The sequence below is a fragment of the Actinotalea caeni genome (genome assembly GCF_009733795.1).
Lineage (GTDB): Bacteria > Actinomycetota > Actinomycetes > Actinomycetales > Beutenbergiaceae > Pseudactinotalea > Pseudactinotalea caeni.
Genome location: NZ_WNXX01000016.1, coordinates 29213 through 52636, shown reverse-complemented (window position 1 = coordinate 52636; position 23424 = coordinate 29213). Strand labels below are relative to the sequence as shown.

Here is a 23424-nt window from a genome sequence, read left to right as displayed (position 1 = left end):
ACCCTAACCGGTGCCCCGGACGTGGCCATCAGGCACTCGCGAGGCGCCGCAGCCGGGCGACCTCGTAGAGCGCGATGCCGGTCGCGACGCCCGCGTTGAGCGACTCCGTGCTCGCGGCGATCGGGATCGAGGCGATGACGTCGCACGTCTCGCGCACGAGCCGCGACAGCCCCTTGCCCTCCGAGCCGCACACGAGCACGAGCGGCTCGGTCGCGAGCTCGAGGTCACCGATGTCGGTGGTCCCGCCGGCGTCGAGCCCGACGACGAAGCAGCCCGCCTCCTTGTAGTCCTGCAGCGCGCGGACGAGGTTCGTCGCGCGTGCGACGGGGACCCGGGCGGCGGCACCGGCGGAGACCTTCCACGCCGACGCGGTGACACCCGCGGCACGGCGCTCGGGCACCACGACGCCGTGCGCGCCGAAGGCGGCCGCGGAGCGCAGCGCGGCACCGAGGTTGCGGGGGTCGGTCACGCCGTCGAGCGCGATGATCAGCGGCGTGCGTCCGAGCCCGTGCGCCTCCTCGACGAGGTCCTCGGGGTCGACGTAGGCGTACGGCGGCACCTGCATCGCGACGCCCTGGTGCACCGCGCCGTCCGCGTGCCGGTCGAGCTCGGCCTTGCCGACCTCGAGCAGCGGGATGTTGCGCTGCGCGACCTCGCGCAGGATCTCTCGCGTGCGGTCGTCGGCGTCGATCCGGTTCGCGATCCACACCGTGGTCGCGGGCACCCCGGCCCGCAGCGCCTCGACGACGGCGTTGCGCCCGGCGACGACCTCGGTCGTGCGGTCGCCGCGCCGCTGCTGCCGCCGCTGGCCGCCCTGGCCGCTCTTCGCGCGCTGCCGCTCGGCGGCCTGCTTGCGCTTGTGCGCGACGTGGTAGGGCCGGTCCTCGGCCTTCGGCGTCGGGCCCTTGCCCTCGAGACCCTTGCGGCGCTGGCCGCCGGAGCCGACGGTCGCGCCCTTCTTGCTGCCGGGCTTGCGCACGGCTCCGCGTCGACGTGAGTTACCTGGCACGCGACGATGGTGTCACACCCGCACGCCCGGCGCGGAGCGAGACGTCAGCGCAGCGACCAGCGGGCCCCGTCGGCGCCGTCCTCGACGACCACGCCGGCCTCGGCCAGCCGGTCGCGCAGCGCGTCGGCGCGCGCCCAGTCCTTGGCCGCACGCGCCTCGGCGCGCTCGTCGAGGACCGCGCGCACCAGCACGTCCAGCGCCGCCTCGGCGCGGCCGCCGTCGCCGCTGGTGCGCCACTGCGGGGAGAGCGGGTCGAGCCCGAGCACGTCGAGCATCGCGCGCACGGCGACAGCCTCCTGGGTCGCGGCACCGCCCGCCGCGAGCGCACTGTTGCCGGCGCGCACGGTCTCGTGCACGACGGCGAGCGCCGCGGAGACGTTGAGGTCGTCGTCCATCGCGGCGACGAACGCCTCCGGGAGCGCGACCGCGGAGAGGTCGGCCGCCGCGACGTCGTCGGCGGCTCCGGCGACCTCGGCGGCCCGGGACACGAAACCGGTGATCCGCTCCCACGCCGCGCCGGCCTCGACCAGCGAGGCGCCCGGCGTGTACTCCAGCGTCGAGCGGTAGTGGACGCCGCCCAGCGCGTAGCGCAGCACCGCGGGCGAGGCGTCGCGCAGCACCTCGCGCACGAGCAGCGAGTTGCCGAGCGACTTGCTCATCTTCTCGCCGCCCACGGTCACCCAGGCGTTGTGGAACCACAGCCCGGCGAAGTCCCAGCCGGCCGCGCGCGACTGCGCCTGCTCGTTCTCGTGGTGGGGGAACCGCAGGTCGATGCCGCCGGCGTGGATGTCGAACGCCTCGCCGAGGTAGCGGTGCGCCATCGCCGAGCACTCGAGGTGCCAGCCCGGTCGGCCCCGCCCGTACGGGGTGGGCCAGGCCGCCGACGCCGGCTCACCCGGCTTGGGCGCCTTCCAGAGCGCGAAGTCGAGCGGGTCGCGCTTGTCCGGGGGCGGGGTCGTCTCGTCGTCGCCCGAGCCGAGGTGCTCGAGCTGCTGGTGGGTCAGCTCGCCGTAGCCTGCCCACGAGCGGACGTCGAAGTACACGTTGCCCGGCTCGCCGGGGTAGGCGTGACCGCGGTCGACCAGCCGCTGCATGAGCTCGACCATCTCGGTGACGTGACCGGTCGCGCGCGGCTCGTAGGTCGGCGGGAGCACCCCGACGGCGTCGTAGGCCCAGGTGAACTCGCGCTCGAACCGGTACGCCCACGCCCACCAGGGCACACCCGCCTCGGCGGACTTCGCGAGGATCTTGTCGTCGATGTCGGTGACGTTGCGGACGAGCCGGACCCGCTGCCCGTTGCGCTCGAGCCAGCGCCGCAGCACGTCGACGGCGACCGCCGCCCGGATGTGGCCGATGTGCGGGGCGCCCTGCACCGTGGCGCCGCACAGGTAGATGCCGACCTCGCCCTCGGTCCGCGGGGCGAAGGGGCGGACGGCGCGCGTCGCCGTGTCGTACAGGTGCAGTCCCACGCTCCGGGAGTCTAGGGCGTGGCCCGCCCCCGGGCGGGGTCCGCGGGCCCCTGCACCGTGACGGGCGGGCACGGTCTCACTCCCTGACACCAGACCATATGTGTGTGCTATACACATGATGGTGACCGACGACCTGACCGCCCTCGACGAGCAGGTGGTCCGGCTGCTGCAGCTGCTGCGCAGCCCCGGCTACCGGCGCGTCGTGCTGCGCGGGCTCCCCGAGGGCGTCGGCATCGGCGGGCTGCGGGTGCTGCGCACGATCGAGCGGCTGCTCGCCGGGGGCACGCTGCCCACCGTCAAGGACATCGCCGCCGACCGCGGCATCGAGCACTCGAGCGCCAGCCGCGCGGTGCAGGCCGTCGTGGCCGCCGGGCTGGTCAGCAAGAGCACGTGCGGCGACGACCTCCGCAAGGCCCGGCTGGACCTCACGCCGGCCGGTCGCGACGTGCTCGCCGTCGCCACCCGCAACCGCCGCGCGCTGCTCACCCGGATCACCGCCGACTGGCCGCCCGAGGACCTCGGACGGACGGTCGCGCTGCTGGCACGCCTCACCGACGCCTACGCCGACCGCCTCGCCGACGACCGATGACCTCCCGCGCCGCCGCCGCAGACCGCACCGCCGGACCCCGGCCGCGGCGGACGCTGCAGCTGCTCGCGGACCGCGACTTCGGCGGCCTGTTCTGGGGCAAGCTCGTCAGCATCGTCGGCATCTGGGCGTTCAGCGTCGCGACGGCGATCGCGGTCTTCGACGCGACCGGCTCGACGCTCGCGGTCGGCGTGGTCGCCGGCGCGCAGTTCGTCCCGCAGCTCGTGCTCGCGCCCGCGAGCGGCAGCTGGGCCGACCGCGGCGACCCGCGGCGCCAGATCGTGCTCGGCCGCATCCTCTGCCTCGCCGGCACCGGCGCGCTCGCGGCCTGGGTGCACCTGGCCGCGCCGACCGGCTGGACGCTGGCGGGCGGCGTGCTGGTGGGCTCCCTGACCGTCGGTCTCGGGTTCGCCGTGGGCGGGCCGGCGATGCAGTCGGTCGTGCCGAGGCTGGTCACGCGCGACGAGCTGCCGCGTGCGATGGGGCTCAACACCGCGCCGATGACGGTGGCGCGGGTGACGGGCCCGGTCGTCGGCGCGGCCCTGGTCGCCGCGGTCGGGCCCGCTGCGGGCATCGGTGCGGCAGCGCTGGGTCAGCTCGTGTTCCTCGTGCTGCTCGGGGTCGTGCGCATCCCGGCCGCAGCGCCGCGCGACCGCGACACCGACTACTCGATCCGGGCCGCCTGGCAGCACGTGCGCGCCGACAAGGGTCTGCTGCTGCTCCTGCTCGTCGTCACCGGCGTGACGTTCGGCGCCGAGCCGAGCATCACCCTCGCACCGGCGCTGGCGGCCGACATGGGCGGCGGGCCGGCCCTGGTCGGCGCGCTGACCGCGACCTTCGGCGGCGGCGCGGCGGCCGGCCTGCTCGTGCTCTCCTGGTTCGGCCGGCCGGAGCGCACGGTCACGATGGTCGCCGTCGGGCTCGGTGCGCTGACCGGCGGCATGGCGCTCGCGGCGGCGCTGGGCTGGGTGGCCGCCGCGCTGACCGGCTTCGCGATCGCGGGAGCGGGCTTCACGATCGGGCTGACGAGCCTGAGCACCGCGGTGCTGCTGCGGGTGCCCGAGCACCTGCGGGGCCGGGTGATGGCGTTCTGGATGATCTGCTTCGTCGGCTTCCGACCGGTCGCCTCGGCGCTCGTGGGCACGGTCTCCGACGCCGCCTCCGCCCGCTGGGCGATCGCCGCCACCGTGGTCGTGACGGCGGTCGCGACCGCCGCGGTGGTCCGGTACCGCGCGCTGGTCCGGCGCTGACCGTCGCACGAAATTCGCTTCCGAGCACACCGCTGCCGCGCGAGGGTGGGTGGCATGCAGGCTCACGACGACCCGTGGCAGCGGCCGCAGGCGGAGCTCTGGGACGAGCAGGCCGCGGCCACCTACGACACCCCGGGCAGCGGCGCCTTCGCGCCCGAGATCCTCGAGCCGATGGTCGCGACGCTCGCCGACCTCGCCGAGGGCGGCCGGGCTCTCGAGATGGCGGTGGGCACCGGCCGGGTGGCGATCCCGCTGCGGGAGGCGGGTGTCGACGTCGTCGGCATCGAGCTGTCGCCGGCGATGGTGGCCCAGCTGCGCACGAAGGTCGGCGAGGACGAGCTGCCGGTGACGATCGGCAGCATGGTCGACACCCGCGTCGAGGGCGAGTTCTCGCTCGTCTACCTGGTGTTCAACACGATCGGGAACCTCTACACCCAGGACGAGCAGGTCAGGTGCTTCCAGAACGCCGCCGCGCACCTGCGCCCGGGCGGCCGGTTCGTCCTCGAGCTGTGGGTGCCGCGGCCGCAGCCGGCCGGCGCCTCGCACGCCCAGGTCTTCACCGCGGGGCAGGGCTATCTCGGGGTCGACGTGCTCGACGTCTCGACGCAGCGGGGCGTGTCGCACCACGTGCGCTTCGGCACCGACGGCAGCGCGCACGTCGGGTTCTCGCCGTTCCGGTACGTGTGGCCCGGCGAGATGGACCTCATGGCACGCCTGGCCGGGCTGGAGCTCGAGCACCGCTGGGCCGACTTCACGCGGGCGCCGTTCACGTCGGCGTCGACGTCGCACGTGTCGGTGTACCGGCTGCCGGGCTGACCGCGTGTCGGGTTCGTGCAAGACCGGCCGACGGCGCCGCAGCAGCATGGCGGCATGACGACCACGACTGCACCCGTGACCGAGATCATCGCCGTCACCCTCGACACCCCCGACGCCGGCGAGCTGGCCCGCTTCTACGGCGCGCTGCTCGGCGGTGAGGTCACCGAGTACCCGGAGTACGGCATCGCCAGCGTCACCGCGCTCGGCAGCACGCTGTACTTCCAGGGCGTCGCAGACTACGCACGGCCGCAGTGGCCCTCGCAGCAGCACCCGCAGCAGGTCCACCTCGACCTGCGCGTCGCCGACCTGGACGCCGCGGTCGCGACGGCGCTCGGGCTGGGGGCCTCGGTGGCCGACGAGCAGCCGAACCCCGACGTGAGCACCGTGATGCTCGACCCGCACGGCCACCCGTTCTGCCTGTGCCCGCCCCGGGAGGCCTGATGCGGGTGGAGGGGACGTTCCGCGTCACCGAGACGCGGCCGGTCGACGGGACGGCCGACCTCGCGGTCGGCCTCCCCGTCGGACACCTGCGCATGGTCAAGGAGTTCACCGGCGACGTGCAGGGGCGCTCGATCACGCAGTTCAGCTACGTGCACGACCCCGCCGTCGGCGGCACCTACGTCGCCACCGAGAGCTTCGACGGCACCGTGGCCGGACGAGGCGGCCGGTTCGCCTTCGTCCACTCCGCCACCGACACCGGCGACGGTCGGCGGTCGGCGGAGCTCTTCCTCGTCGTGCCCGGCAGCGGCACCGACGAGCTCACCGGCATCACCGGCGGGGGCGCGATCGAGATCGACGACGACGGCACGCACCGCCTCGTCCTCGACGTCGAGCTGGGCTGAGCCGCCCGACGCGTGGCACCGCGGCCCCGCGGTGCCACGCGTCGGTGGTCGGTGCGACGATGCGGTGGTGCTGCGCCGGGACCTCGACTCGCCGATCGGAGGGGTCGTCGCGCTCGCCGACGACGACGGCCTGCGTGCGCTGCTGTTCCCCGGCGGTCCGACGGCGGCCGCGGCCGACGAGGTCCCCGTCGGCACCGCGCCGGTGCTCGACGCCCTCGCCGAGCAGCTCGCCGAGTACTTCGCCGGCGAGCGCCGCGAGTTCGACCTGCCGCTCGCCCCGCGCGGCACCCCGTTCCAGCTGCGCGCGTGGGAGGCGCTGCGCACCATCCCCTACGGCCAGACCCGCAGCTACGGCGAGCAGGCGGCCATGCTCGGCGGGCCGGATGCGGGCTGGACGCTGGCCCGCGCGGTCGGGCTCGCGAACAACCGCAACCCGATCTCGATCGTCGTGCCGTGCCACCGCGTCGTCGGGGCCGACGGCAGCCTGGTCGGCTACGGCGGCGGTCTCGAGGCCAAGCGGTTCCTGCTCGACCTCGAGAGCGACGCGCAGCCGCTCTTCTGAGCCGCCTCAGCCGAGCCGGCGGCGGTAGCGCGTCACCGCGACGACCTGCGCGACGACGAGGATGCCGACCAGCCAGGCGAGCGCGACCCAGATCTCGGTCCCGACGGGCTGCTGGGCGAGCAGCGCGCGGATCGTGTCGACGACCGCCGTCACGGGCTGGTGCTCGGCGAACCAGGCGACCGGGCCGGGCATGGTGGCGGTCGGCACGAACGCCGAGCTGACGAACGGCAGGAAGATCAGCGGGTAGCTGAAGGCACCCGCACCCTCGACGCTGCCGGCCGACAGCCCCGCGATCACCGCGACCCAGGTGAGCGCGAGCGTGACGAGGGCGAGCAGCGCCGCCACGGCGAGCCAGGCGGCGACCGACGCGCCGGAGCGGAACCCCACCAGCAGCGCCACGGCGACGACCACCGCGAGCGACGCCAGGTTGGCGACCAGCGACGTCAGCACGTGCGCCCACAGCACCGCCGACCGCGGGATCGGCATCGAGCGGAACCGCTCGACGATGCCGCCCTGCAGGTCGAGGAACAGCCGGTAGGAGGTGTACCCGACGCCGGAGGCGATCGTGATGAGCAGGATGCCCGGGAGCATGTAGTCGATGTAGCGGCCCTCGGCACCGGTCGTGATCGCCCCGCCGAGCACGAACCCGAACATGAGCATGAGCGCGACCGGGACCACCGCCGTCGTGACGATCGTGTCGGGGCTACGCAGGACGTGGCGCAACGAGCGCCGGGTGAGGGCGCCGGTGTCGCGCAGCGCGAGCGTGGTCATCGGACCTCCTCCTGGTCGGTCGGGTCGGGCGTGCCGGTCGACCCGGGGCCGACGACGGCGAGGAAGACCTCCTCGAGGCTCGGCTGCTTCTCGACGTAGGTGACGGTCGTCGGCGGCAGCAGCGCACGCAGCTCGGCGAGCGTGCCGTGGTGCACGATCGTGCCGCCGTGCAGGATCGCGATCCGGTCGGCGAGCTGCTCGGCCTCCTCGAGGTACTGCGTGGTGAGCAGCACCGTGGTGCCGTCGCGCACGAGGCCGCGCACCACCTGCCAGACCTCGATGCGCGACTGCGGGTCGAGCCCCGTCGTCGGCTCGTCGAGCACGACGACCGGCGGGTCGCCGACGAGCCCCATCGCGATGTCGAGGCGACGTCGCATGCCGCCCGAGTACGTCCCGGCGCGCCGGTCGGCCGCGTCGGTGAGCGAGAACCGCGCGAGCAGCCGCTCGGCGACGCCGGCGGGGTCGGCGAGGTGCCGCAGCCGCGCGACCAGCTCGAGGTTCTCGCGCCCGGTGAGGACGTCGTCGACGGCGGCGAACTGCCCGGTGAGGCTGATCGTGCGGCGCCCGCCGTCCGCGTCGGCCGCGACGTCGTGGCCGAGCACCTCGGCGCGGCCGCCGTCGGCGCCGGCGAGGGTGGCGAGGATGCGCACCAGCGTGGTCTTGCCCGCGCCGTTGGAGCCGAGCAGCGCGACGACGCTGCCTGCTGCGACGTCGAGGTCGACGCCCCGCAGCACCTCGAGGTCGCCGTAGGACTTCGTCACGCCCCGGACGCGGATCGCCGGGGCCGCCACGGCCGTCACGACTCCTCCTGCACGACGCGCTCGATCGTCTCGACGAGACGCGTGCGCTCCTTGTCGAGCCAGTGCCTGGCCGCGTAGGCCCGCACGAAGCTCTCGATGAACTCGACCGGGTCCTCGCCCACGACGGCCTGGACCGTCGTGCCGTCGGCCGCGGCCCGCTCCCACAGGTCGACGAGGTCGGTGAGCATCGCGACGAGCGTCTCGCCGTCGCTCACGGCCCCGGACTGTAGGACGTAGCGGTGGAAGGCCTTCGCGGCCTCACGGTGCGCGGCCGGCAGCGCCTCGATCCTGGCGAGGTCGGCCTTGTACTGCTTCTTCTGCTCGAGCGAGCCGGTGAGGGCCTCGATCCATCGGGCGACCATGCTCACGCTCCTTCGGTGTCGTGTCGGGTGTGCTGCAGCTCGTCGATCCGCGCGGCGAGGAAGCTCCAGCTGCTCCAGAACTCGGAGAGCTGCTCGCGCCCGGCGTCGTTGAGCGTGAAGACCTTGCGCGGCGGGCCCTTCTCGGACGGCACCTTCTCGACGTCGACGAGGCCGCGCTGCTCGATGCGCACGAGGAGGGCGTAGACGGTGCCCTCGGCGATGTCGGCGAAGCCGCGCTGCCGCAGCCACGCCGTGATCTCGTAGCCGTAGGCGGACCGCTCGGCCAGCAGCGCCAGCACGATCCCCTCGAGGGTGCCCTTGAGCATCTCCGTCATCTGGTTGCCCACCGGCCGCCCCTTCTACTCTGTGTCGCTGACTACCGGTACACAGTAACGCTGAGTAGCGGTACTTGGCAACAGTGAGTACCGCGGCGCGCGGGTGGGTGCCGCGTCCGGCGCAGCACGCCCGGCGCACAGCGGCCCCGCGCAGCGTCTCGAGCACGGGGCCTGCGCCACGGCGGCGGGGGTCGCCCCGCCGCCCGACACCTCCCGGCGTCAGGCCGGCACCGGCTCCCGGGCGGCGAGGAGCTCGGCGTAGCGGCCGCCGGCCGCGACGAGCTCGGCGTGGGTGCCGCGCTCGACGACGCGGCCGCCGTCGAGCACCACGACCTGGTCGGCGCCCGCGATCGTGGAGAGCCGGTGCGCGATCGTGATCGTCGTGCGGCCGACCGCCAACCGGTCGAGCGCCTCCTGCACCGCGCGCTCTGTCGTGTTGTCGAGCGCGGAGGTCGCCTCGTCGAGCACGAGCACGCGCGGGTCGCGCAGGATCGTGCGAGCGATGGCGAGCCGCTGCTTCTCGCCTCCGGAGAACCGATGGCCGCGAGCGCCGACGACGGTGTCGTAGCCCTGCGGCAGCGCGCTGATGAGGTCGTGCACCTGCGCGGCGCGCGCCGCGGCCTCGATCTCCTCGTCGGTCGCGTCCGGTCGCGCGTAGCGCAGGTTCTCCCGCACGGTCGCGTGCAGCAGGTAGGTCTCCTGCGAGACCACCCCGACGACGCTGCTGAGGTCCGCGAGCGTCATGTCGCGCAGGTCGACGCCGTCGATCGAGACCGACCCGACCGTCGGGTCCGCGAGCCGGGCCACGAGCGAGCCGAGCGTCGACTTGCCGGACCCGGTGTGGCCGACGAGCGCGAGCGAGGTGCCCGCGGGGACCACCAGGTCGATCCCGTCCAGGGCGGGCGTGGCAGCCCCCGGGTAGGTGTAGCCGACGCGGTCGAAGCGCACCTCGCCCCGCACGGCCGCGGGGTCGACGGGCACCGGGTCCTCGGGGTCGTCGATCTCGACGACGAGGTCGAGGTACTCGAACACCCGGCTGAACAGCGCCATCGAGCTGATGACCTCGACCCCGACGTTCAGCACGCCCATGAGCGGGCGGAACAGCTGCGACTGCAGCGCGGTGAATGCGACCAGGGTGCCGATCGTCATCCCGTTCGACGTCGCCGGGAGCCCGGCGACGAGGTAGATCAGCGCGGGGATCGCCGCGAAGACGATGCTCATCGTCGCCATCCGCCAGCGGCCCGCCAGCTGCGAGGCCACCTCGAGGCCCATGAGCTCCGACGACGTGCGTGCGAAGGTCGCCGACGCCGTCGGCGCGGTGCCGAGCACCTTGCCGAGCACCGCGCCGCTGACCGACAGCGACTCCTCGACCTGCGCCTGCAGGTCGGCCATCGTGCGCTGCCGGCGCGCGGTGACCTCGCGTCGCATCGTCGCGACCTTCCGGGTCAGCCAGATCGCCGGCGGCAGCACCAGCAGCGACAGCAGCGACAGCTGCCAGGACAGCACGACCATCGCGACCGCCGTACCGATCGCCGTCGTGACGTTCGCGGCGATCGAGGTGGCGGTGGACGTGACGACCGACTGCATGCCCTGGATGTCCTGGGTCAGCCGCGCCTGCACCTCGCCGCCCCGGGTCCGGGTGAAGAAGTCGACCGACTGCCGCTGCAGGTGCGTGAACACGTCGGTGCGCAGCCGGTGCATGACCCGCTGCCCGATCGTCGTCGACAACCAGGTCTGCAGCACCCCGAGCACGGCGGAGACCACCGTGACCGCGAGCAGCCCGCCGACCAGGGCGAGCAGCAGCGGCACGTCCTGGTCCGGGATCGCGTCGTCGATGAGGTGCTTGGTGATGAAGGGGGTCGCGAGCCCGACGAGCGAGGTCGCGACGATCAGCCCCACCACGACGGCGAGCCGGCCGCGGTAGGGCGTGAAGAGCGCGCCGATGCGGCGCAGGCTCACGGGGTGCTCGGCGAGCTGGGCCTTGTCGGCCGGGTCGAGCCGCGCCACCGCGGGCCCGCCGCCACGTCCGCCGCGGTCGCCCCGCGGCGCTGAGGAGTGTGTGTCGGGTGCCATGCGCACCACCTGCTTTCTCGAGACGTCTCGACGGCGTGACACCGGAGACGAGGTCCTGTTTAGTGAGGTTACCTCACGATGATGTAACCACACGGACGGCTAGACTGTTCCCGTGCACTCCGACCCCGACGCCAGCGAGCTGCTGATGCGCGCCGCTCGGGCGCTGCGGCGGCAGTGGCTGGCCTCGCTGGAACCGTGGCGGATCACCCCGCACGAGCTGCGCGCGCTGCGCGAGGCGGTGGCCGCCGACGGCGGCGCCCGGCTCTCCGACGTCGCCGAGCGCCTGCGCATCGCCCCCCGCTCGGCGACCGAGGTCGTCGACGCCCTGGAGGAGAAGGGGCTCGTCCGGCGCGCACCGAGCCCGCAGGATCGCCGCGCCACGCTCGTGCAGCCCACCCCGGCCGGGACGCGGCTGCTCGAGGAGGTGGGTGCCCGGCGCGCCGCGCTCGGCGAGCGGGCGCTGGCCGGGCTCGACCCGCGCGAGGTGGCGACGCTGCGCGAGCTGCTCGGACGGGTCGTGACGGCCGCCGAGGACGCCGCCGAGGGCGCCGCGCAGCCGCCGTCGGCGCCGCGCAGCCGCCGTCGGCGCCGCGCCGCGGCGACCGACCCGACGCCGGTTGACCGGGTCGGTGCGCGCGCGTGTGCGTAGGGTGAGGACGTCACCGCGAGGTGACCTCGCGCACGGGGGGCACGAGGAGCACGCATGCGCAGCATCAGCCGTCGAGCCGTACTCACCGGGGCGGGGGTGACGGCGATGGCCGCCGCCCTGCACCGGCCGCAGCTCGCGTTCGCCACCGGCGGCAGCACCGCCGCCACGAGCACCGAGACCCTGCTGGCGAACGTCGTCGCGGGCCGGGCGGGCACCGCCGAGACCAACGCGACCGCCGCCGTCCAGCCCAAGCTGGCCGACATCCACGCGAGGGCCACCAGCCACCTGGCCGCGCTGCTGCCCTCGCCGAGCACCGCGCTGTTCGACGGGCTGCCGCTCGGCACCAGCGACAGCAACCTCACGACCACGTACCTGCGGCTCTACGAGATCGCCCTCGCCACCGCGACCCCGATCCCCGACGGCGCGACCGTGCCGGACGACCTGAGCGGCAACGACGAGGTGCGCCAGCGTGTCGTCGACGGCCTGCGCTGGCTCCACGAGGCCTGGTTCTCCGACACCGAGAACGGCTACTACGGCAACTGGTACAACTGGGAGATCGGCATCCCGACGCACGTCAGCCGGACGCTCGCGCTGCTCGGCGAGGGGCTCGACGCCGACCCCGACCTCGCCCGCGACTACGTCGCGACGATGGACGCCTACCTGCGCAACGGCAAGGACGGCGACGTCGACCTCGACTCCCGCTTCCACACCGGTGCCAACCTCGCCGACATCACGACCAACCGGATCGTGCAGGGCGCGGTGCTGGGCGACGTCGCGCGCATCGAGAAGGCGATCGCCGACCAGCTGACCGTCTACCGCGTCATCGACCCCTACGACCTGCAGCACGGCGTCACCGACGGCTTCTACGCCGACGGCTCGTTCCTCATGCACTCCTCGGTCCCCTACACCGGCAGCTACGGCGTCGGCCTGCTCGACCGGGTCACGACGACCGTCGCGATGCTCGACGGCACCGAGCACGCGACCGACCCGGAGCTGCAGCAGCGGATCGGCGACTGGCTGGCGACCGCGTTCGCGCCGGTGATCGTCGAGGGCTGGATGATGGAGATCATCAAGGGCCGCTCGGTGTCGCGCACCACCACCGGCTACCAGAGCGCGACGAGCGTGGTCGAGTCGGTCGTCGACCTGTCGGCGCACACGACGCCCGAGTCGGCCGAGGCGCTGCGCGCCTACGTCGCCCACCTGCACGGGATCGAGCAGATGAGCATCTCGCCGGCGTCGTTCGACGACCCCGCGAACATCGTCCGTCACAGCGAGATCGTCGCCGACGACGACCTCGTGCCAGCCGACCTGGTGCCGGCGTCGGCGACGTTCGCCCTCAACGCGATGGACCGGCACGTGCACCACCGGCCGGGGTGGACGTTCACGCTCGCACGCAGCTCGGAGCGGGTGAGCATGTACGAGTACATGAACGGCGAGAACCTACGGCCGTGGTTCCAGGGCTCCGGCGTGCACTACCTCTACCTCGGGGGCGAGGACCAGCAGCAGGCGTTCGGCGTGGACTACGTCACGGTCGTCGACGCGCACCGCCTCGCGGGTGCGATCGCCCCCGACGAGGAGCGCCTCCCCGTGCCGGAGCTGTACGGGCAGCCGTTCTACGACAACCCGGACGAGGGCTTCACCTCCTCGTCGGAGAAGCAGAACGCCTACGTGTACTTCCCGCTCGCCACCAACGCGTGCTCGGGCGGCACCACGCTCGGCGACCGCGCGGTCGCGGCGATGCAGCTCTCGGACGACGCCGCGTGGGTCGCGAAGCAGGCGGGCGAGCTGCCGGAGGACTTCGTCGCCTACGCGAGCGCGCGTGCCTCACGGTCGTGGGTGATGCTCGACGACGAGGTGGTCGCGCTCGCCACCGGCGTCTCCGACGAGCACGGCCGCGCGACGCTCACCACGCTCGACGCCCGCATCAGCGACCCGACGGAGGAGATCCGCGTGGTCGGGGCGACGCGGCAGGGCGAGCCGGTGACCGGTCCGGGCGTCGTCGGCGACCTCGCGTGGTTGCGCTACGAGAACGTCACGCGCGGCACCGCGGTCGGGTACGTCCTGCTCGCGCCCGCCGAGGTCGAGATCCGGGTCGAGACCGTCGAGCGGTCGCGGCGCTGGGTGCGCACCTCCAACAGCGCGACGCCGATCACCAAGCGGGTGTTCGACGTCGTCCGCACCCGGCCGGCCGGGGCCGCGCCCGACGCGCTCGCGTGGGCGATCCTCCCGGGCGCCGACGAGGCCACGCTCGCCTCCTACGCCGGTGTCGAGGTCGTGGCGCACGACGAGACCGTGCACGCGGTCCGGCACAGCGGCCTCGGCCTGCTGGCGGTCACCACCTTCGGGCCGGGCACGCACCGGGTCGGCAACCTGACGGTCGACGGCGCGGCCGCCGTGCTCGCGCAGGACGCCCCGCAGGGGCGCACGGCGATCGCGGTCTCGGACCCGACCTTCGGGCGCGACGCGGTCACGGTCACGGTGCCGGGGCGGCGCGCGGTGCTCGACGGCGACCCGGAGGTGACGGTCGAGCACGTGCCCGGCGGCACCCGGCTGAGGTTCGGGACCCACCACGCGTACGGCGCGACGCGCACCGTGACGGTGCGCGGCGGCGGGCTCACCTGACCCGGGGGCGGCCGAACCGGGCGGGGCTCACGCTCGCGGGTCGAGGACCAGCGCGGTCGCGATCGCGGCCAGCCCCTCGCCGCGGCCGGTGAGGCCGAGGCCGTCGGTGGTGGTGGCGCTGAGCGACACCGGTGCCCCGGCGGCCTCGGTCAGCCGACGCTGAGCCTCGTCGCGCACCGCGGCGAGCTTCGGGCGCGGCCCGACGACCTGGATCGCGACGTTGCCGATCCGGAACCCCACGGCGCGCACCCGCTCGGCGGCCTCGGACAGGATCGCGACGCCGCTGGCCCGCGCCCAGCGCGGGTCGGAGGTGCCGATCTGCGACCCGAGGTCCCCGAGGCCGGCCGCCGAGAACAACGCGTCGGCGGCCGCGTGCGCGGCGACGTCGCCGTCGGAGTGGCCCTCGAGCGCGGGCTGGTCGGGGAACTCGACGGCCGCCAGCCACAGGCCCAGCCGGCCGTCGGCGGCGAACGCGTGCACGTCGACGCCGACGCCCACCCGCGGCGTCACGACCAGGTCCCTTGCGCGAGCATCGTCTCGACCAGCGCGAGATCGGTGACGGTGGTGATCTTCATGGCCCGATCCTCCCCCGGCACGACGTGCACCGGCAGCCCGACGAGCCGCTCGACGAGCCCGGCGTCGTCGCTGGCGGCGGTCCGCTCGTCCTCCGCGAGGTGCGCGCCGGCCGCGTGCGCCGCCCGGAGCGCCCCGAGGCGGAACACCTGCGGCGTCTGCACGGCGACCAGCTCGCGGCGGTCCACGGTCGCCTGCACGACGCCGTCGACCACCCGCTTGATCGTGTCGGTGACCGGCAGCCCGGGCAAGACCGCCTCCGCGCCGTCCTCCACGGCCGCGACGAGCCGCTGCATCAGCGCGGTCGAGGCCAGCGGGCGGGCGGCGTCGTGGACGAGGACGACGGCCGCGTCGTCGTGCGCGGCGAGTGCGTCGAGACCCAGCGCGACCGAGCGCTGCCGGGTGGCGCCGCCGGGCAGGCAGCGCACCGGCAGGTCGGCGAGCGCGGCGGCGAACGCCTGCGCGTGCGCCGCGGGGCAGGTGACGACCACGTCCGTCGTGCCGGCGTCGACGAGCCGGCCGGCGGCGTGCCGCACGAGCGGCACGCCGGCGAGCGGCACCAGGGCCTTGGGCTCCGACCGCCCGAGCCGGGTGCCCGATCCTGCGGCCGTGAGGACCGCGACGAGCTCGGTCAGCTGGCGAGGACCTCGTCGAGGATGGCCTCGGCCTTCTCCTCCTCGGTCTGCTCGGCGAGCGCGAGCTCGGAGACCAGGATCTGGCGGGCGCGCGCGAGCATCCGCTTCTCACCGGCGGAGAGGCCGCGGTCGGCGTCGCGGCGCGAGAGGTCGCGCACGACCTCGGCGACCTTGATGACGTCGCCCGAGGCGATCTTCTCGACGTTCGCCTTGTAGCGGCGGGACCAGTTCGTGGGCTCCTCGGTGTAGGGAGCGCGCAGCACCTCGAACACCTTCTCGAGGCCCTCGTGGTCGACGACGTCACGGACGCCGACGAGATCGCAGTTCTCGGCCGGCACCTCGATCGTGAGGTCCCCCTGCGCCACCTTGAGCTTGAGGTACAGCTTCTCCTCGCCGCGGATCACCCGCTTGGAGATCTCCTCGATGAGAGCCGCACCGTGGTGCGGGTAGACGACGGTCTCGCCGACAGTGAAGGTCATGAGTTGGCACTCCCCTTTCCAGCGACCGATTCTATCATGGTCAGGACCTCCGACATCCGGGCGCTCCTGACGTTTTCGCAGGTCACCGGCCCGCAGGTCGGCCTCGGTCACGACGACGACGGGCGCCTCCCACCTCGCGACACCCGGCCGCGACCACCCGACCGGGCCCCGCTGGGCCGACCGACGCACCCCCGCCCGCGGCCCGCGACCCGGCTCGCGCACCCCGGCTCGCGCCGGGGCCGGACCCCGACGCACTAGGCTGCGACCGAGCACGACGACACCCGAGCATCGCGAGGAGCGCAGGACATGGCAGGTCGCACCGGTTACCGACACCCACGGCGGTGGACCCGGGCGCTCGCCGCGCTGTCGATCGGCGCCGCGGCGGCGGTCGCGACGGCGTGCGCACCGATCACGACGCAGAAGCCCTACGCCCCCAGCGACGGCTCCCGCGCCGTCCTCGGCGACGAGATCCGCGTCGAGAACCTGCTGATCCTCACCGAGGCCGAGGGCGAGCCCGCGCTCGTCGTCGGCGCGATCACCAACCACGGCGACGACGTCGCCCCGGTCACGCTCACCTTCGGCGAGGACCAGGCGACCAGCACGACCGTGCAGGTGCCGCCGTCGGACACCGTGCTGCTCAACCCCGCGAACCCCGACGGCCAGTCGCTCGTGCTCGACGAGACGCCCGACCGGCCGGGCAGCAGCGTGCCCGTGACGATCAGCACGCCGTCGTCCGGGTCGACCACGGTCCGGGTGACCGTGCTCGACGGCACCCTCGACCCCTACGGCGACTGGCTCGAGCTCATCGACTCCTGAGCCGGCTCAGCCGACCAGCTTGTACCCGAGCCCCCGGACGGTGACGAGCACGCGCGGCTCGGACGGGTCCGGCTCGATCTTGGCGCGGATGCGCTTGACGTGGACGTCGAGCGTCTTGGTGTCGCCGACGTAGTTGGAGCCCCACACCCGGTCGATCAGCTGTCCGCGCGTCAGCACCCGGTCGGGGTTGCGCAGGAACATCTCGAGCAGCTCGAACTCGCGCAGCGGCAGCGCGACCTCCTCACCGCCGACCGTGACGACGTGGCGGTCGGTGTCCATCCGGATCGCGCCGACCTCGAGCACCTCGGTGCCGTCCGCGAGGTCGGTCGCGTCGCCGCCTCTGCGCAGCACCGCACGGACCCGCGCGAGCAGCTCGCGGAACGAGTACGGCTTGGTGACGTAGTCGTCGGCGCCGAGCTCGAGCCCGACCACCTTGTCGATCTCGCTGTCCTTGGCGGTCACCATGATGACTGGCACGTTCGAGCGCTGCCGCAGCGCGCGGCACACCTCGACGCCGGACATGCCGGGCAGCATGAGGTCGAGCAGCACGAGGTCGGCGCCCCGGCTCTCGAACACCTCCAGCGCGGCGGGGCCGGTCGCGACCGCGATCACCTCGAACCCCTCGCGCGTCAGCTGGAACGTCAGCGGGTCGCGGTAGGCGTCCTCGTCCTCGACCACCAGGATCGTCGTCATGCCACTTCCTCGTCGTGGGTGCGGCCGGTCTCGGCCTCAGGGATGCGGAGCGTGAAGGTCGACCCGCGCTGCGGCACCGACCAGAGACGGACGTCGCCGCCGTGCCGGGCGGCCACGTGCTTGACGATGCTCAGGCCCAGACCGGTGCCGCCGGTGTCGCGCGCACGGGCCGGGTCGACACGGTAGAAGCGCTCGAAGACCCGCTCGACGTCGCTGCGGCTGATCCCGATGCCCTGGTCGACGACCGCGACCTCCACGAAGCCCTCGACGGCCCGGGTGCCGACCGTGACGGTCGAGCCGTCGGGCGAGTACCGCAGCGCGTTGTCCAGCAGGTTGCGCAGCGCGGTCACCAGCAGCGCGTGGTCGCCGTAGACCCGCAGCCCGGTCGTCCCGCCGACGACCACCTTCGAGCCCCGCGAGCGGGCGGCGACCGCGACCCGGTCGACCGCCTCCTCGACGACGGCGTCCACCTCGAGCTCCACGAGCTCGGTCTCGGCGTCCGGCGCCTGCAGCCGGGAGAGGTCGATGATGTCGGCGACGAGCGCCGACAGGCGCGCGGCCTCGGTGCGCATCTGCTCGCTGAAGCGGCGCACGGTCGCCGGGTCGTCGGCGGCCGCGGCGATGGTCTCCGCGAGCAGCGACAGCGCGCCCACCGGTGTCTTGAGCTCGTGGGAGACGTTCGCCACGAAGTCGCGGCGCACCTCCTGCAGCCGCAGCGCCGCCGTCATGTCCTCGGCGAGCACGAGCACACGGTCGCCCGACAGCGGTGCCACCGCGACGTCGAACACCGAGCTCTCGGCGGTGCTCAGCGTCGACCTCGGCACCCGCACGGTGCTCTGCTGCGCCGACCCGGTGCGGCGCGCCTCGGCCACGAGCGCGGTCACCTCGGCCGGCAGGATGCGACCGTTGCGCACCAGCCCGTGGCCGTAGGCGTCCGGGCTGACCCGGAGCACCTCCTCCCCCGGGCCGAGCAGCACCGAGGTCGCTGACAGCGCACCGAGCACCTCGGCGACGTCGTCGGGGACCGGGGCCGGCGCGACCGCCAGCGGGGCCTGCCGCTGCTCTCGCTCGCTGTGGAGGAAGGCGCCCACGCTCGCGGCGCCCACGGCGACGCCGAGGACCGCCACGAGCACGAGCAGCCCGATCCCGTAGTCCTCCACGTCGGTCAGCGTAGGCGGCGTCGCAGCCCGTGACCGGCCGGGTTAGGCTCTGGTCCCCTGAGACAGGGTCGTTGTTCACCGTCGGGGCACCGGGCGTTCACCATCGCCTGTCACCGTGGCCGCGGTGCGCGCGCGACCGTCGTGCGCGGTCCTGCCCCGGCACGCGAGACCCGCGACCCGCGGGCGCACCGACCCAGACGTGAGGAGCCACCCACCGTGCGAGCGATCTTCGACCAGGAGCTCGAGCAGATCGGCGACGACCTGCTCCGGATGAGCCGCCACGTCGCCGACGCCATCCGCGACGCGTCGGAGGCGCTGCGCACGGCCGACCTGGAGCTCGCCCAGCGGGTCATCGACGCCGACGCGAAGGTCGACGAGCTCGAGCGCGAGCTCGACGAGCGCTGCGTGCTGCTGCTGGCGCGGCAGCAGCCGGTCGCCACCGACCTGCGCACGATCGTCTCGGCGCTGCGCATCAGCGCCTCGATCGAGCGGATGGGCGACCTCGCCCGTCACATCGCCCAGGTGGTGCGGCTGCGCTACCCCGAGCCCGCCGTGCCCGCGAGCGCGCAGCGGCTCTTCGACGGTCTCGCGGAGGCGGCGGTCAAGGTCGGCACCGACGTCGTCACGCTGCTGGAGACGCACGACCTCGAGCTGGCCTCCGCCGTCGAGCGCGACGACGACGTGCTCGACGACCTGCACACGCAGACCTTCCGGCTCACGCTCGCCGACTCCTGGCAGGGCAGCACGGCCGAGACCGTCGACGTCACGCTGCTGGCGCGGTTCTTCGAGCGGTTCGGCGACCACGCGGTCTCGGTCGCGCGCCGCATCACCTACCTCGTGACGGGCGACCTCGTCGCCGGCAACGGCAACGCCGACGGCTGACGGTCTCAACCCACTCCTGCCCCCTCGACAGGTTTCAACCCACACCTGCCCCCTCAACGGGTTTCAACCCACTCCTGCCCTCCGTCTCGCGGGTCGGGACGCCACCACCCGCCTGATCGCCCGCACCGTGGGCACGGGGGGCAGAAGTGGGGTTGAACGCGGATGGGTGGGTAGGGCCGTGTGAGGCGGATCACCGTGACATCTCAGATCTGAGATATAGCATGGCCGGCATGACGACAGCTGCACTCGAGGACACCATCCACGCCCCGCTCGCCGAGATCGGGGCGCTGATCCGGGCGACCCGCCAGGCCAAGGGCGTCACCCAGGCGCAGCTGGCCGACCTGCTGGGCACCAGCCAGAGCGCGATCGCGCGGATCGAGGCCGGCGGTCAGAACCTCTCCGTCGAGATGCTCACCCGCATCAACGCGGCCCTCAACGCCGACCTCGTCACGATCGGCACCAAGGGCCCGACCCACCTGCGCGTCACCGGCGGCCACCAGCTGTCGGGCAGCATCGACGTCAACTCCTCGAAGAACGGCGCGGTCGTGCTGCTGTGCGCGGCCCTGCTCAACCGCGGCCGCACGGTGCTGCGCAACGTCGCCCGCATCGTCGAGGTGGAGCGGATCGTCGCCGTCCTCACCTCGATCGGCGTCGAGGCGCACTGGTCGACCAACGGCCGCGACCTCGAGCTGATCACCCCGGACACGCTCGACCTCGACGCGATCGACGTCGACACCGCGACGCGCACCCGCAGCATCATCATGTTCCTCGGGCCGCTCCTCGGCCGCCTCGACGCCTTCGCGATCCCCTACGCGGGCGGCTGCGACCTCGGCACCCGCACCGTCGAGCCGCACATGATCGCGCTGCGGCACTTCGGGCTCGACGTCGTCGCGACCCAGGGCGCCTACCGCGCGACGGTCTCGCGCGACCGCGACGGCGACCTCAACGTCGTGCTCACCGAGCGCGGCGACACCGTCACCGAGAACGCGATCATGGCCGCGGCCCGCCACCCCGGCGTGACCACGCTGCGCAACGCCTCGCCCAACTACATGGTCCAGGAGCTCTGCTACTACCTGGAGCTGCTCGGCGTGCGCATCGAGGGCATCGGCACCACCACGCTGCGCATCCACGGCGTCGAGCACATCGACGCCGACGTCACCTACACGCTCGCCGAGGACCCGGTCGAGGCGATGAGCCTGCTCACCGCCGGCATCGTCACCGGCTCGGAGATCACGGTCCGCCGGGTCCCGATCGAGTTCATGGAGATCGAGATCGCGACCCTCGCCGAGATGGGCCTGCGCTACGACATCAACGAGGAGTACACCTCCGCGAACGGCCGCACCCGGCTCGTCGACGTCACGGTGCACCCGAGCGAGCTGCGGGCCCCCATCGACAAGATCCACCCGATGCCGTTCCCCGGTCTCAACATCGACAACCTGCCGTTCTTCGCGGTCATCGCGGCGTGCGCGTCGGGCTCGACCCTCATCCACGACTGGGTGTACGACAACCGCGCGATCTACCTGACCGACCTCAACCGGCTCGGCGCGAACGTGCGGCTGCTCGACCCGCACCGGCTCGACGTCACCGGCCCCACCCACTGGTCGGGCGCCGAGGTGAGCTGCCCGCCCGCGCTGCGCCCCGCCGTCGTGATCCTGCTGGGCATGCTGGCCGTGAAGGGGACCTCCGTGCTGCGCGGCGTCGACATCATCGCCCGCGGCTACGAGCACCTCGCCGACCGGTTGATCTCGCTGGGCGCCCAGATCGAGACCTTCCGGGACTGAGCCCGAGCACACGAACGGGTCCGTGCCGATCGGCACGGACCCGTTCGTCGTTCGTGGGGCTCCTCGGCCGGTCAGCGACCCTGGTTGGCGACGGCGGCGATCGCCTCGGCGGCCGCGTCGGGGTCGAGGTAGCGGCCACCCGCGGTGACCGGGGCGAGGTCCTCGTCCAGCTCGTAGACCAGCGGGATGCCGGTCGGCACGTTGAGACCCGCGATCGTCGCGTCGTCGATGCCGTCGAGGTGCTTGATGATCGCGCGCAGCGAGTTGCCGTGGGCGGCGACCAGCACGGTCTTGCCGGCGCGCAGGTCGGGCACGATCGCGCTCTCCCAGTAGGGCAGCGCGCGCTCGAGCACGTCCTTGAGGCACTCGGTGGCCGGCACCGGCTCGCCCGCGTAGCGCGGGTCGCCGTCCTGGCTGAACTCCGAGCCGGGCTCGATCGGCGGCGGCGGCACGTCGTAGCTGCGGCGCCACGTCATGAACTGCTCCTCGCCGAACTCGTCGCGGATCTGCTTCTTGTCCTTGCCCTGCAGCGCGCCGTAGTGGCGCTCGTTGAGGCGCCAGGAGCGCGCGACGGGGATCCAGTGACGGTCGGCCGAGTCGAGCGCGAGGTTCGCGGTCATGATGGCGCGGCGCAGCAGCGAGGTGTGCACCACGTCGGGCAGCACACCCTCCTGCGCCAGCAGCTCACCGCCGCGGACGGCCTCGTCGCGCCCCTTCTGCGACAGGGGCACGTCCACCCAGCCGGTGAACAGGTTCAGGGCGTTCCACTCGCTCTCGCCGTGGCGGAGCAGCACCAGCGTGTAGGTCATGCCGTCAGTCTGCCGCATCGACGGCGGCGCGGACGCACCCGGTCAGCGGGCGGGGAGCAGGCACATCGGCGCGGGCGTGGCGATCGTCTCTGCGAGCTCTCCGAGGCGGGTCCCCCGCGGGTGCACGCCGATCGCGTCGGCGCGCTCGCCCGCGACCAGGACCGCGCCGTCGACGACGGTCAGGTGCCGCGGCCACGCGACCGTGAGCACCTCCTGCAGCAGCCGGTCGGCGACGCCGTCGGTCAGCCCGACGACGGCGAGGGAGTCCGCGCCGCGCACCCCGACCACCAGGGTGCGTGCGTCGAGCGGCTCGATGTGGGACAGCGTGTGCTCGGTGCCGGTACGCGGCGGCAGCGTGACCACCGTCACGGCGCCGAGGACCTCGGCGCGGCCGCTCGGCTCGTCCCACGCCAGGGTGACGACCTCGCAGCTGAGCTCGCACGCGACGTGCACGCGGTCGCCGACGACGGCGGCGTGCCGGGGTCCGCTCCCCGCGGGCAGGTCGCTCAGCACGGGCTCGCCGCCAGGGCGACCGCCCTCGAGCCGATAGGCGCGCAGCTGGTCGGTGCCGAGGTCGGCGGCGACCAGCCAGCCGCCGCCCGGCGACACCCAGGTCGAGTGCGCGTGCGGCCCCTGCTGGCGGTCCGGGTGCGGCCCGCGGCCGTGGTGCGGCAGCACGACCGGGTCGCCCGTGAGGTCGCCGTGCACGTCGAGAGCCAGCGCGGAGACCACCCCGTCGCCGTAGCACGCCGCGTACAGCCAGCCACCGTCGGGGTGCACGGTGACGTGGCACGGTCCGGCACCACCGATCTCGGCGACGCCGGTGCGGGTGAGGGCCCCCTCGGGGCCGACGGCGAACGCCGCGACCCGGCCGGGGTCGCGCTCGTCGACCGCGTACAGCCGAGGTAGCCGCGGGTGCTCGGCCAGGAACGTGGGAGCGGCCGCGGACCCCGCAGGGGTCACGCGACCGCCGTGCAGCCGCCCGATGCGCTCGGCGGCGCTCCCGACCCAGAAGGGTCGCATCAGTGCGCGGCGGCGTAGGCCTCGCGGATCTCGGCCGACACGCGGCCGCGGTCGCTCACCTGGTAGCCGTTCGCGCGGGCCCACTCGCGGATCGCGGCGGTGTCGCCGCCGCGGCTGCTCGACGAGGAGGTCGACGACGAGCGGCGCGGGGTGCTGCGGCGGCCGCCGGCCTTGCGCGCGTGCCCGATCCACTTCGCAAATGTCTCGCGCAGCTCGGCCGCGTGCGCGGAATTGAGGTCGATCTCGTAGGAAACGCCGTCGACGGCGAAGGAGATCGTCTCGTCCGCCTCGCTCCCGTCGAGGTCGTCGATCAGCAGGACCTTGACCTTCTGTGCCATGTCGTGGCCTCTTTCATGTGGGTGAAGAAATACACGCAGGGACGACGACGTGAATCCGATCGTCGGCGACGAAATAGTGTCATCGACAC

26 protein-coding genes are annotated in these 23424 nt (G+C 73.6%); 11 read left to right on the top strand and 15 right to left on the bottom strand.

What is annotated here, in order from left to right; all coding sequences use genetic code 11:
• Positions 1-28: 28 nt before the first annotated feature.
• Positions 29-1009, bottom strand: a complete 981-nt coding sequence (rlmB, locus tag GPA02_RS13725) for a 23S rRNA (guanosine(2251)-2'-O)-methyltransferase RlmB (RefSeq protein WP_156200641.1) — start codon at positions 1007-1009, stop codon at positions 29-31.
• Positions 1010-1053: 44 nt separating this feature from the next.
• On the bottom strand, positions 1054-2478 hold the full coding sequence (gene cysS, locus GPA02_RS13720; RefSeq protein ID WP_156200640.1) for a cysteine--tRNA ligase: 1425 nt from the start codon (positions 2476-2478) through the stop codon (positions 1054-1056).
• A 115-nt stretch (positions 2479-2593) separates the two neighbouring features.
• Here cysS and GPA02_RS13715 point away from each other — a divergent pair, with 115 nt between their 5' ends.
• The 6 genes from GPA02_RS13715 to GPA02_RS13690 all read left to right on the top strand — a co-directional run bounded on the left by GPA02_RS13715 (position 2594) and on the right by GPA02_RS13690 (position 6534).
• Positions 2594-3067: a MarR family winged helix-turn-helix transcriptional regulator gene (locus GPA02_RS13715; protein ID WP_156200639.1), complete on the top strand. Its 474-nt coding sequence runs from the start codon at positions 2594-2596 to the stop codon at positions 3065-3067.
• Positions 3064-4314: an MFS transporter gene (locus GPA02_RS13710; protein WP_156200638.1), complete on the top strand. Its 1251-nt coding sequence runs from the start codon at positions 3064-3066 to the stop codon at positions 4312-4314. The genes GPA02_RS13715 and GPA02_RS13710 overlap by 4 nt, the downstream gene beginning before the upstream one ends.
• Before the next feature lie 54 nt (positions 4315-4368).
• Positions 4369-5130 carry a class I SAM-dependent DNA methyltransferase gene (locus tag GPA02_RS13705; protein WP_156200637.1) on the top strand — a complete coding sequence of 254 codons (762 nt, stop codon included), beginning with the start codon at positions 4369-4371 and terminating at the stop codon, positions 5128-5130.
• 54 nt (positions 5131-5184) lie between these two features.
• Positions 5185-5571, top strand: a complete 387-nt coding sequence (locus GPA02_RS13700; RefSeq protein WP_156200636.1) for a VOC family protein — start codon at positions 5185-5187, stop codon at positions 5569-5571.
• Complete coding sequence (locus tag GPA02_RS13695) at positions 5571-5972, top strand: DUF3224 domain-containing protein (RefSeq protein WP_156200635.1); 402 nt, start codon at positions 5571-5573, stop codon at positions 5970-5972. The genes GPA02_RS13700 and GPA02_RS13695 overlap by 1 nt, the downstream gene beginning before the upstream one ends.
• Positions 5973-6039: 67 nt before the next feature.
• Positions 6040-6534 (top strand): methylated-DNA--[protein]-cysteine S-methyltransferase, encoded by a 495-nt coding sequence (locus GPA02_RS13690; protein ID WP_170296851.1) that lies wholly within the window; start codon positions 6040-6042, stop codon positions 6532-6534.
• A 6-nt stretch (positions 6535-6540) separates the two neighbouring features.
• Here GPA02_RS13690 and GPA02_RS13685 read toward each other — a convergent pair whose 3' ends face one another.
• From GPA02_RS13685 to GPA02_RS13665, 5 genes are all read right to left on the bottom strand, one after another.
• Positions 6541-7305, bottom strand: coding sequence for an ABC transporter permease (locus tag GPA02_RS13685; protein ID WP_156200633.1), 765 nt, complete (start codon positions 7303-7305; stop codon positions 6541-6543).
• Complete coding sequence (locus GPA02_RS13680) at positions 7302-8105, bottom strand: ABC transporter ATP-binding protein (RefSeq protein ID WP_275689726.1); 804 nt, start codon at positions 8103-8105, stop codon at positions 7302-7304. Before GPA02_RS13680 ends, GPA02_RS13685 begins: the two co-directional genes overlap by 4 nt.
• Positions 8102-8467 (bottom strand): DUF1048 domain-containing protein, encoded by a 366-nt coding sequence (locus tag GPA02_RS13675; protein WP_156200632.1) that lies wholly within the window; start codon positions 8465-8467, stop codon positions 8102-8104. The genes GPA02_RS13680 and GPA02_RS13675 overlap by 4 nt, the downstream gene beginning before the upstream one ends.
• A gap of 2 nt (positions 8468-8469) precedes the next feature.
• Positions 8470-8814, bottom strand: a complete 345-nt coding sequence (locus GPA02_RS13670) for a PadR family transcriptional regulator (protein ID WP_156200631.1) — start codon at positions 8812-8814, stop codon at positions 8470-8472.
• A 207-nt stretch (positions 8815-9021) separates the two neighbouring features.
• Positions 9022-10875 carry an ABC transporter ATP-binding protein gene (locus tag GPA02_RS13665; RefSeq protein ID WP_156200630.1) on the bottom strand — a complete coding sequence of 618 codons (1854 nt, stop codon included), beginning with the start codon at positions 10873-10875 and terminating at the stop codon, positions 9022-9024.
• A 112-nt stretch (positions 10876-10987) separates the two neighbouring features.
• Between GPA02_RS13665 and GPA02_RS13660 the strand changes: the two genes are divergently transcribed.
• Together GPA02_RS13660 and GPA02_RS13655 are read left to right on the top strand one after the other, a co-directional pair.
• The gene (locus GPA02_RS13660) at positions 10988-11524 is read left to right on the top strand and encodes a MarR family winged helix-turn-helix transcriptional regulator (RefSeq protein ID WP_240134052.1); all 537 of its coding nucleotides are present in this window, start codon (positions 10988-10990) and stop codon (positions 11522-11524) included.
• A gap of 54 nt (positions 11525-11578) precedes the next feature.
• Positions 11579-14146, top strand: coding sequence for a polysaccharide lyase family 8 super-sandwich domain-containing protein (locus GPA02_RS13655; RefSeq protein ID WP_156200629.1), 2568 nt, complete (start codon positions 11579-11581; stop codon positions 14144-14146).
• A 27-nt stretch (positions 14147-14173) separates the two neighbouring features.
• Here the strand turns inward: GPA02_RS13655 and ispF are convergent, their stop codons facing one another.
• Genes ispF through GPA02_RS13640 form a run of 3 tightly spaced genes read right to left on the bottom strand, consistent with a single transcriptional unit; the run spans position 14174 to position 15833 of the window.
• Positions 14174-14662 carry a 2-C-methyl-D-erythritol 2,4-cyclodiphosphate synthase gene (gene ispF, locus GPA02_RS13650; protein ID WP_204986615.1) on the bottom strand — a complete coding sequence of 163 codons (489 nt, stop codon included), beginning with the start codon at positions 14660-14662 and terminating at the stop codon, positions 14174-14176.
• On the bottom strand, positions 14653-15354 hold the full coding sequence (ispD, locus tag GPA02_RS13645) for a 2-C-methyl-D-erythritol 4-phosphate cytidylyltransferase (RefSeq protein WP_156200628.1): 702 nt from the start codon (positions 15352-15354) through the stop codon (positions 14653-14655). Before ispD ends, ispF begins: the two co-directional genes overlap by 10 nt.
• The gene (locus tag GPA02_RS13640) at positions 15351-15833 is read right to left on the bottom strand and encodes a CarD family transcriptional regulator (protein ID WP_156200627.1); all 483 of its coding nucleotides are present in this window, start codon (positions 15831-15833) and stop codon (positions 15351-15353) included. The genes ispD and GPA02_RS13640 overlap by 4 nt, the downstream gene beginning before the upstream one ends.
• A gap of 306 nt (positions 15834-16139) precedes the next feature.
• Here GPA02_RS13640 and GPA02_RS13635 point away from each other — a divergent pair, with 306 nt between their 5' ends.
• Entirely contained in the window at positions 16140-16649 is a 510-nt protein-coding gene (locus GPA02_RS13635) for a hypothetical protein (protein WP_156200626.1), read from the top strand.
• A 6-nt stretch (positions 16650-16655) separates the two neighbouring features.
• On the opposite strand, the gene GPA02_RS13630 is transcribed toward GPA02_RS13635, so the two are convergent.
• Positions 16656-17342, bottom strand: coding sequence for a response regulator transcription factor (locus GPA02_RS13630; protein ID WP_156200625.1), 687 nt, complete (start codon positions 17340-17342; stop codon positions 16656-16658).
• Entirely contained in the window at positions 17339-18502 is a 1164-nt protein-coding gene (locus GPA02_RS13625) for a sensor histidine kinase (protein WP_156200624.1), read from the bottom strand. Before GPA02_RS13625 ends, GPA02_RS13630 begins: the two co-directional genes overlap by 4 nt.
• 216 nt (positions 18503-18718) lie before the next feature.
• Between GPA02_RS13625 and phoU the strand changes: the two genes are divergently transcribed.
• On the top strand, positions 18719-19384 hold the full coding sequence (gene phoU / locus GPA02_RS13620; RefSeq protein ID WP_156200623.1) for a phosphate signaling complex protein PhoU: 666 nt from the start codon (positions 18719-18721) through the stop codon (positions 19382-19384).
• Between the two features lie 230 nt (positions 19385-19614).
• Complete coding sequence (locus tag GPA02_RS13615; protein ID WP_156200622.1) at positions 19615-21165, top strand: helix-turn-helix domain-containing protein; 1551 nt, start codon at positions 19615-19617, stop codon at positions 21163-21165.
• A 71-nt stretch (positions 21166-21236) separates the two neighbouring features.
• Here GPA02_RS13615 and GPA02_RS13610 read toward each other — a convergent pair whose 3' ends face one another.
• The 3 genes from GPA02_RS13610 to GPA02_RS13600 are packed head-to-tail and all read right to left on the bottom strand — an operon-like array spanning position 21237 to position 23335.
• Complete coding sequence (locus tag GPA02_RS13610) at positions 21237-21974, bottom strand: phosphoglyceromutase (protein ID WP_156200621.1); 738 nt, start codon at positions 21972-21974, stop codon at positions 21237-21239.
• A 42-nt stretch (positions 21975-22016) separates the two neighbouring features.
• Positions 22017-22997, bottom strand: a complete 981-nt coding sequence (locus tag GPA02_RS13605; RefSeq protein ID WP_156200620.1) for a lactonase family protein — start codon at positions 22995-22997, stop codon at positions 22017-22019.
• Positions 22997-23335, bottom strand: a complete 339-nt coding sequence (locus GPA02_RS13600) for a histone-like nucleoid-structuring protein Lsr2 (protein WP_156200619.1) — start codon at positions 23333-23335, stop codon at positions 22997-22999. Before GPA02_RS13600 ends, GPA02_RS13605 begins: the two co-directional genes overlap by 1 nt.
• Between the last annotated feature and the right edge of the window lie 89 nt (positions 23336-23424).

Coding starts and splice junctions, on each gene's coding strand:
- GPA02_RS13715 (WP_156200639.1), top strand. CDS start 2,594: ATGATGGTGACCGACGACCTGACCGCCCTCGACGAGCAGGTGGTCCGG.
- GPA02_RS13710 (WP_156200638.1), top strand. CDS start 3,064: ATGACCTCCCGCGCCGCCGCCGCAGACCGCACCGCCGGACCCCGGCCG.
- GPA02_RS13705 (WP_156200637.1), top strand. CDS start 4,369: ATGCAGGCTCACGACGACCCGTGGCAGCGGCCGCAGGCGGAGCTCTGG.
- GPA02_RS13700 (WP_156200636.1), top strand. CDS start 5,185: ATGACGACCACGACTGCACCCGTGACCGAGATCATCGCCGTCACCCTC.
- GPA02_RS13695 (WP_156200635.1), top strand. CDS start 5,571: ATGCGGGTGGAGGGGACGTTCCGCGTCACCGAGACGCGGCCGGTCGAC.
- GPA02_RS13685 (WP_156200633.1), bottom strand. CDS start 7,305: ATGACCACGCTCGCGCTGCGCGACACCGGCGCCCTCACCCGGCGCTCG.
- GPA02_RS13675 (WP_156200632.1), bottom strand. CDS start 8,467: ATGGTCGCCCGATGGATCGAGGCCCTCACCGGCTCGCTCGAGCAGAAG.
- GPA02_RS13665 (WP_156200630.1), bottom strand. CDS start 10,875: ATGGCACCCGACACACACTCCTCAGCGCCGCGGGGCGACCGCGGCGGA.
- GPA02_RS13655 (WP_156200629.1), top strand. CDS start 11,579: ATGCGCAGCATCAGCCGTCGAGCCGTACTCACCGGGGCGGGGGTGACG.
- GPA02_RS13640 (WP_156200627.1), bottom strand. CDS start 15,833: ATGACCTTCACTGTCGGCGAGACCGTCGTCTACCCGCACCACGGTGCG.
- GPA02_RS13635 (WP_156200626.1), top strand. CDS start 16,140: ATGGCAGGTCGCACCGGTTACCGACACCCACGGCGGTGGACCCGGGCG.
- GPA02_RS13630 (WP_156200625.1), bottom strand. CDS start 17,342: ATGACGACGATCCTGGTGGTCGAGGACGAGGACGCCTACCGCGACCCG.
- GPA02_RS13615 (WP_156200622.1), top strand. CDS start 19,615: ATGACGACAGCTGCACTCGAGGACACCATCCACGCCCCGCTCGCCGAG.
- GPA02_RS13610 (WP_156200621.1), bottom strand. CDS start 21,974: ATGACCTACACGCTGGTGCTGCTCCGCCACGGCGAGAGCGAGTGGAAC.
- GPA02_RS13605 (WP_156200620.1), bottom strand. CDS start 22,997: ATGCGACCCTTCTGGGTCGGGAGCGCCGCCGAGCGCATCGGGCGGCTG.
- GPA02_RS13600 (WP_156200619.1), bottom strand. CDS start 23,335: ATGGCACAGAAGGTCAAGGTCCTGCTGATCGACGACCTCGACGGGAGC.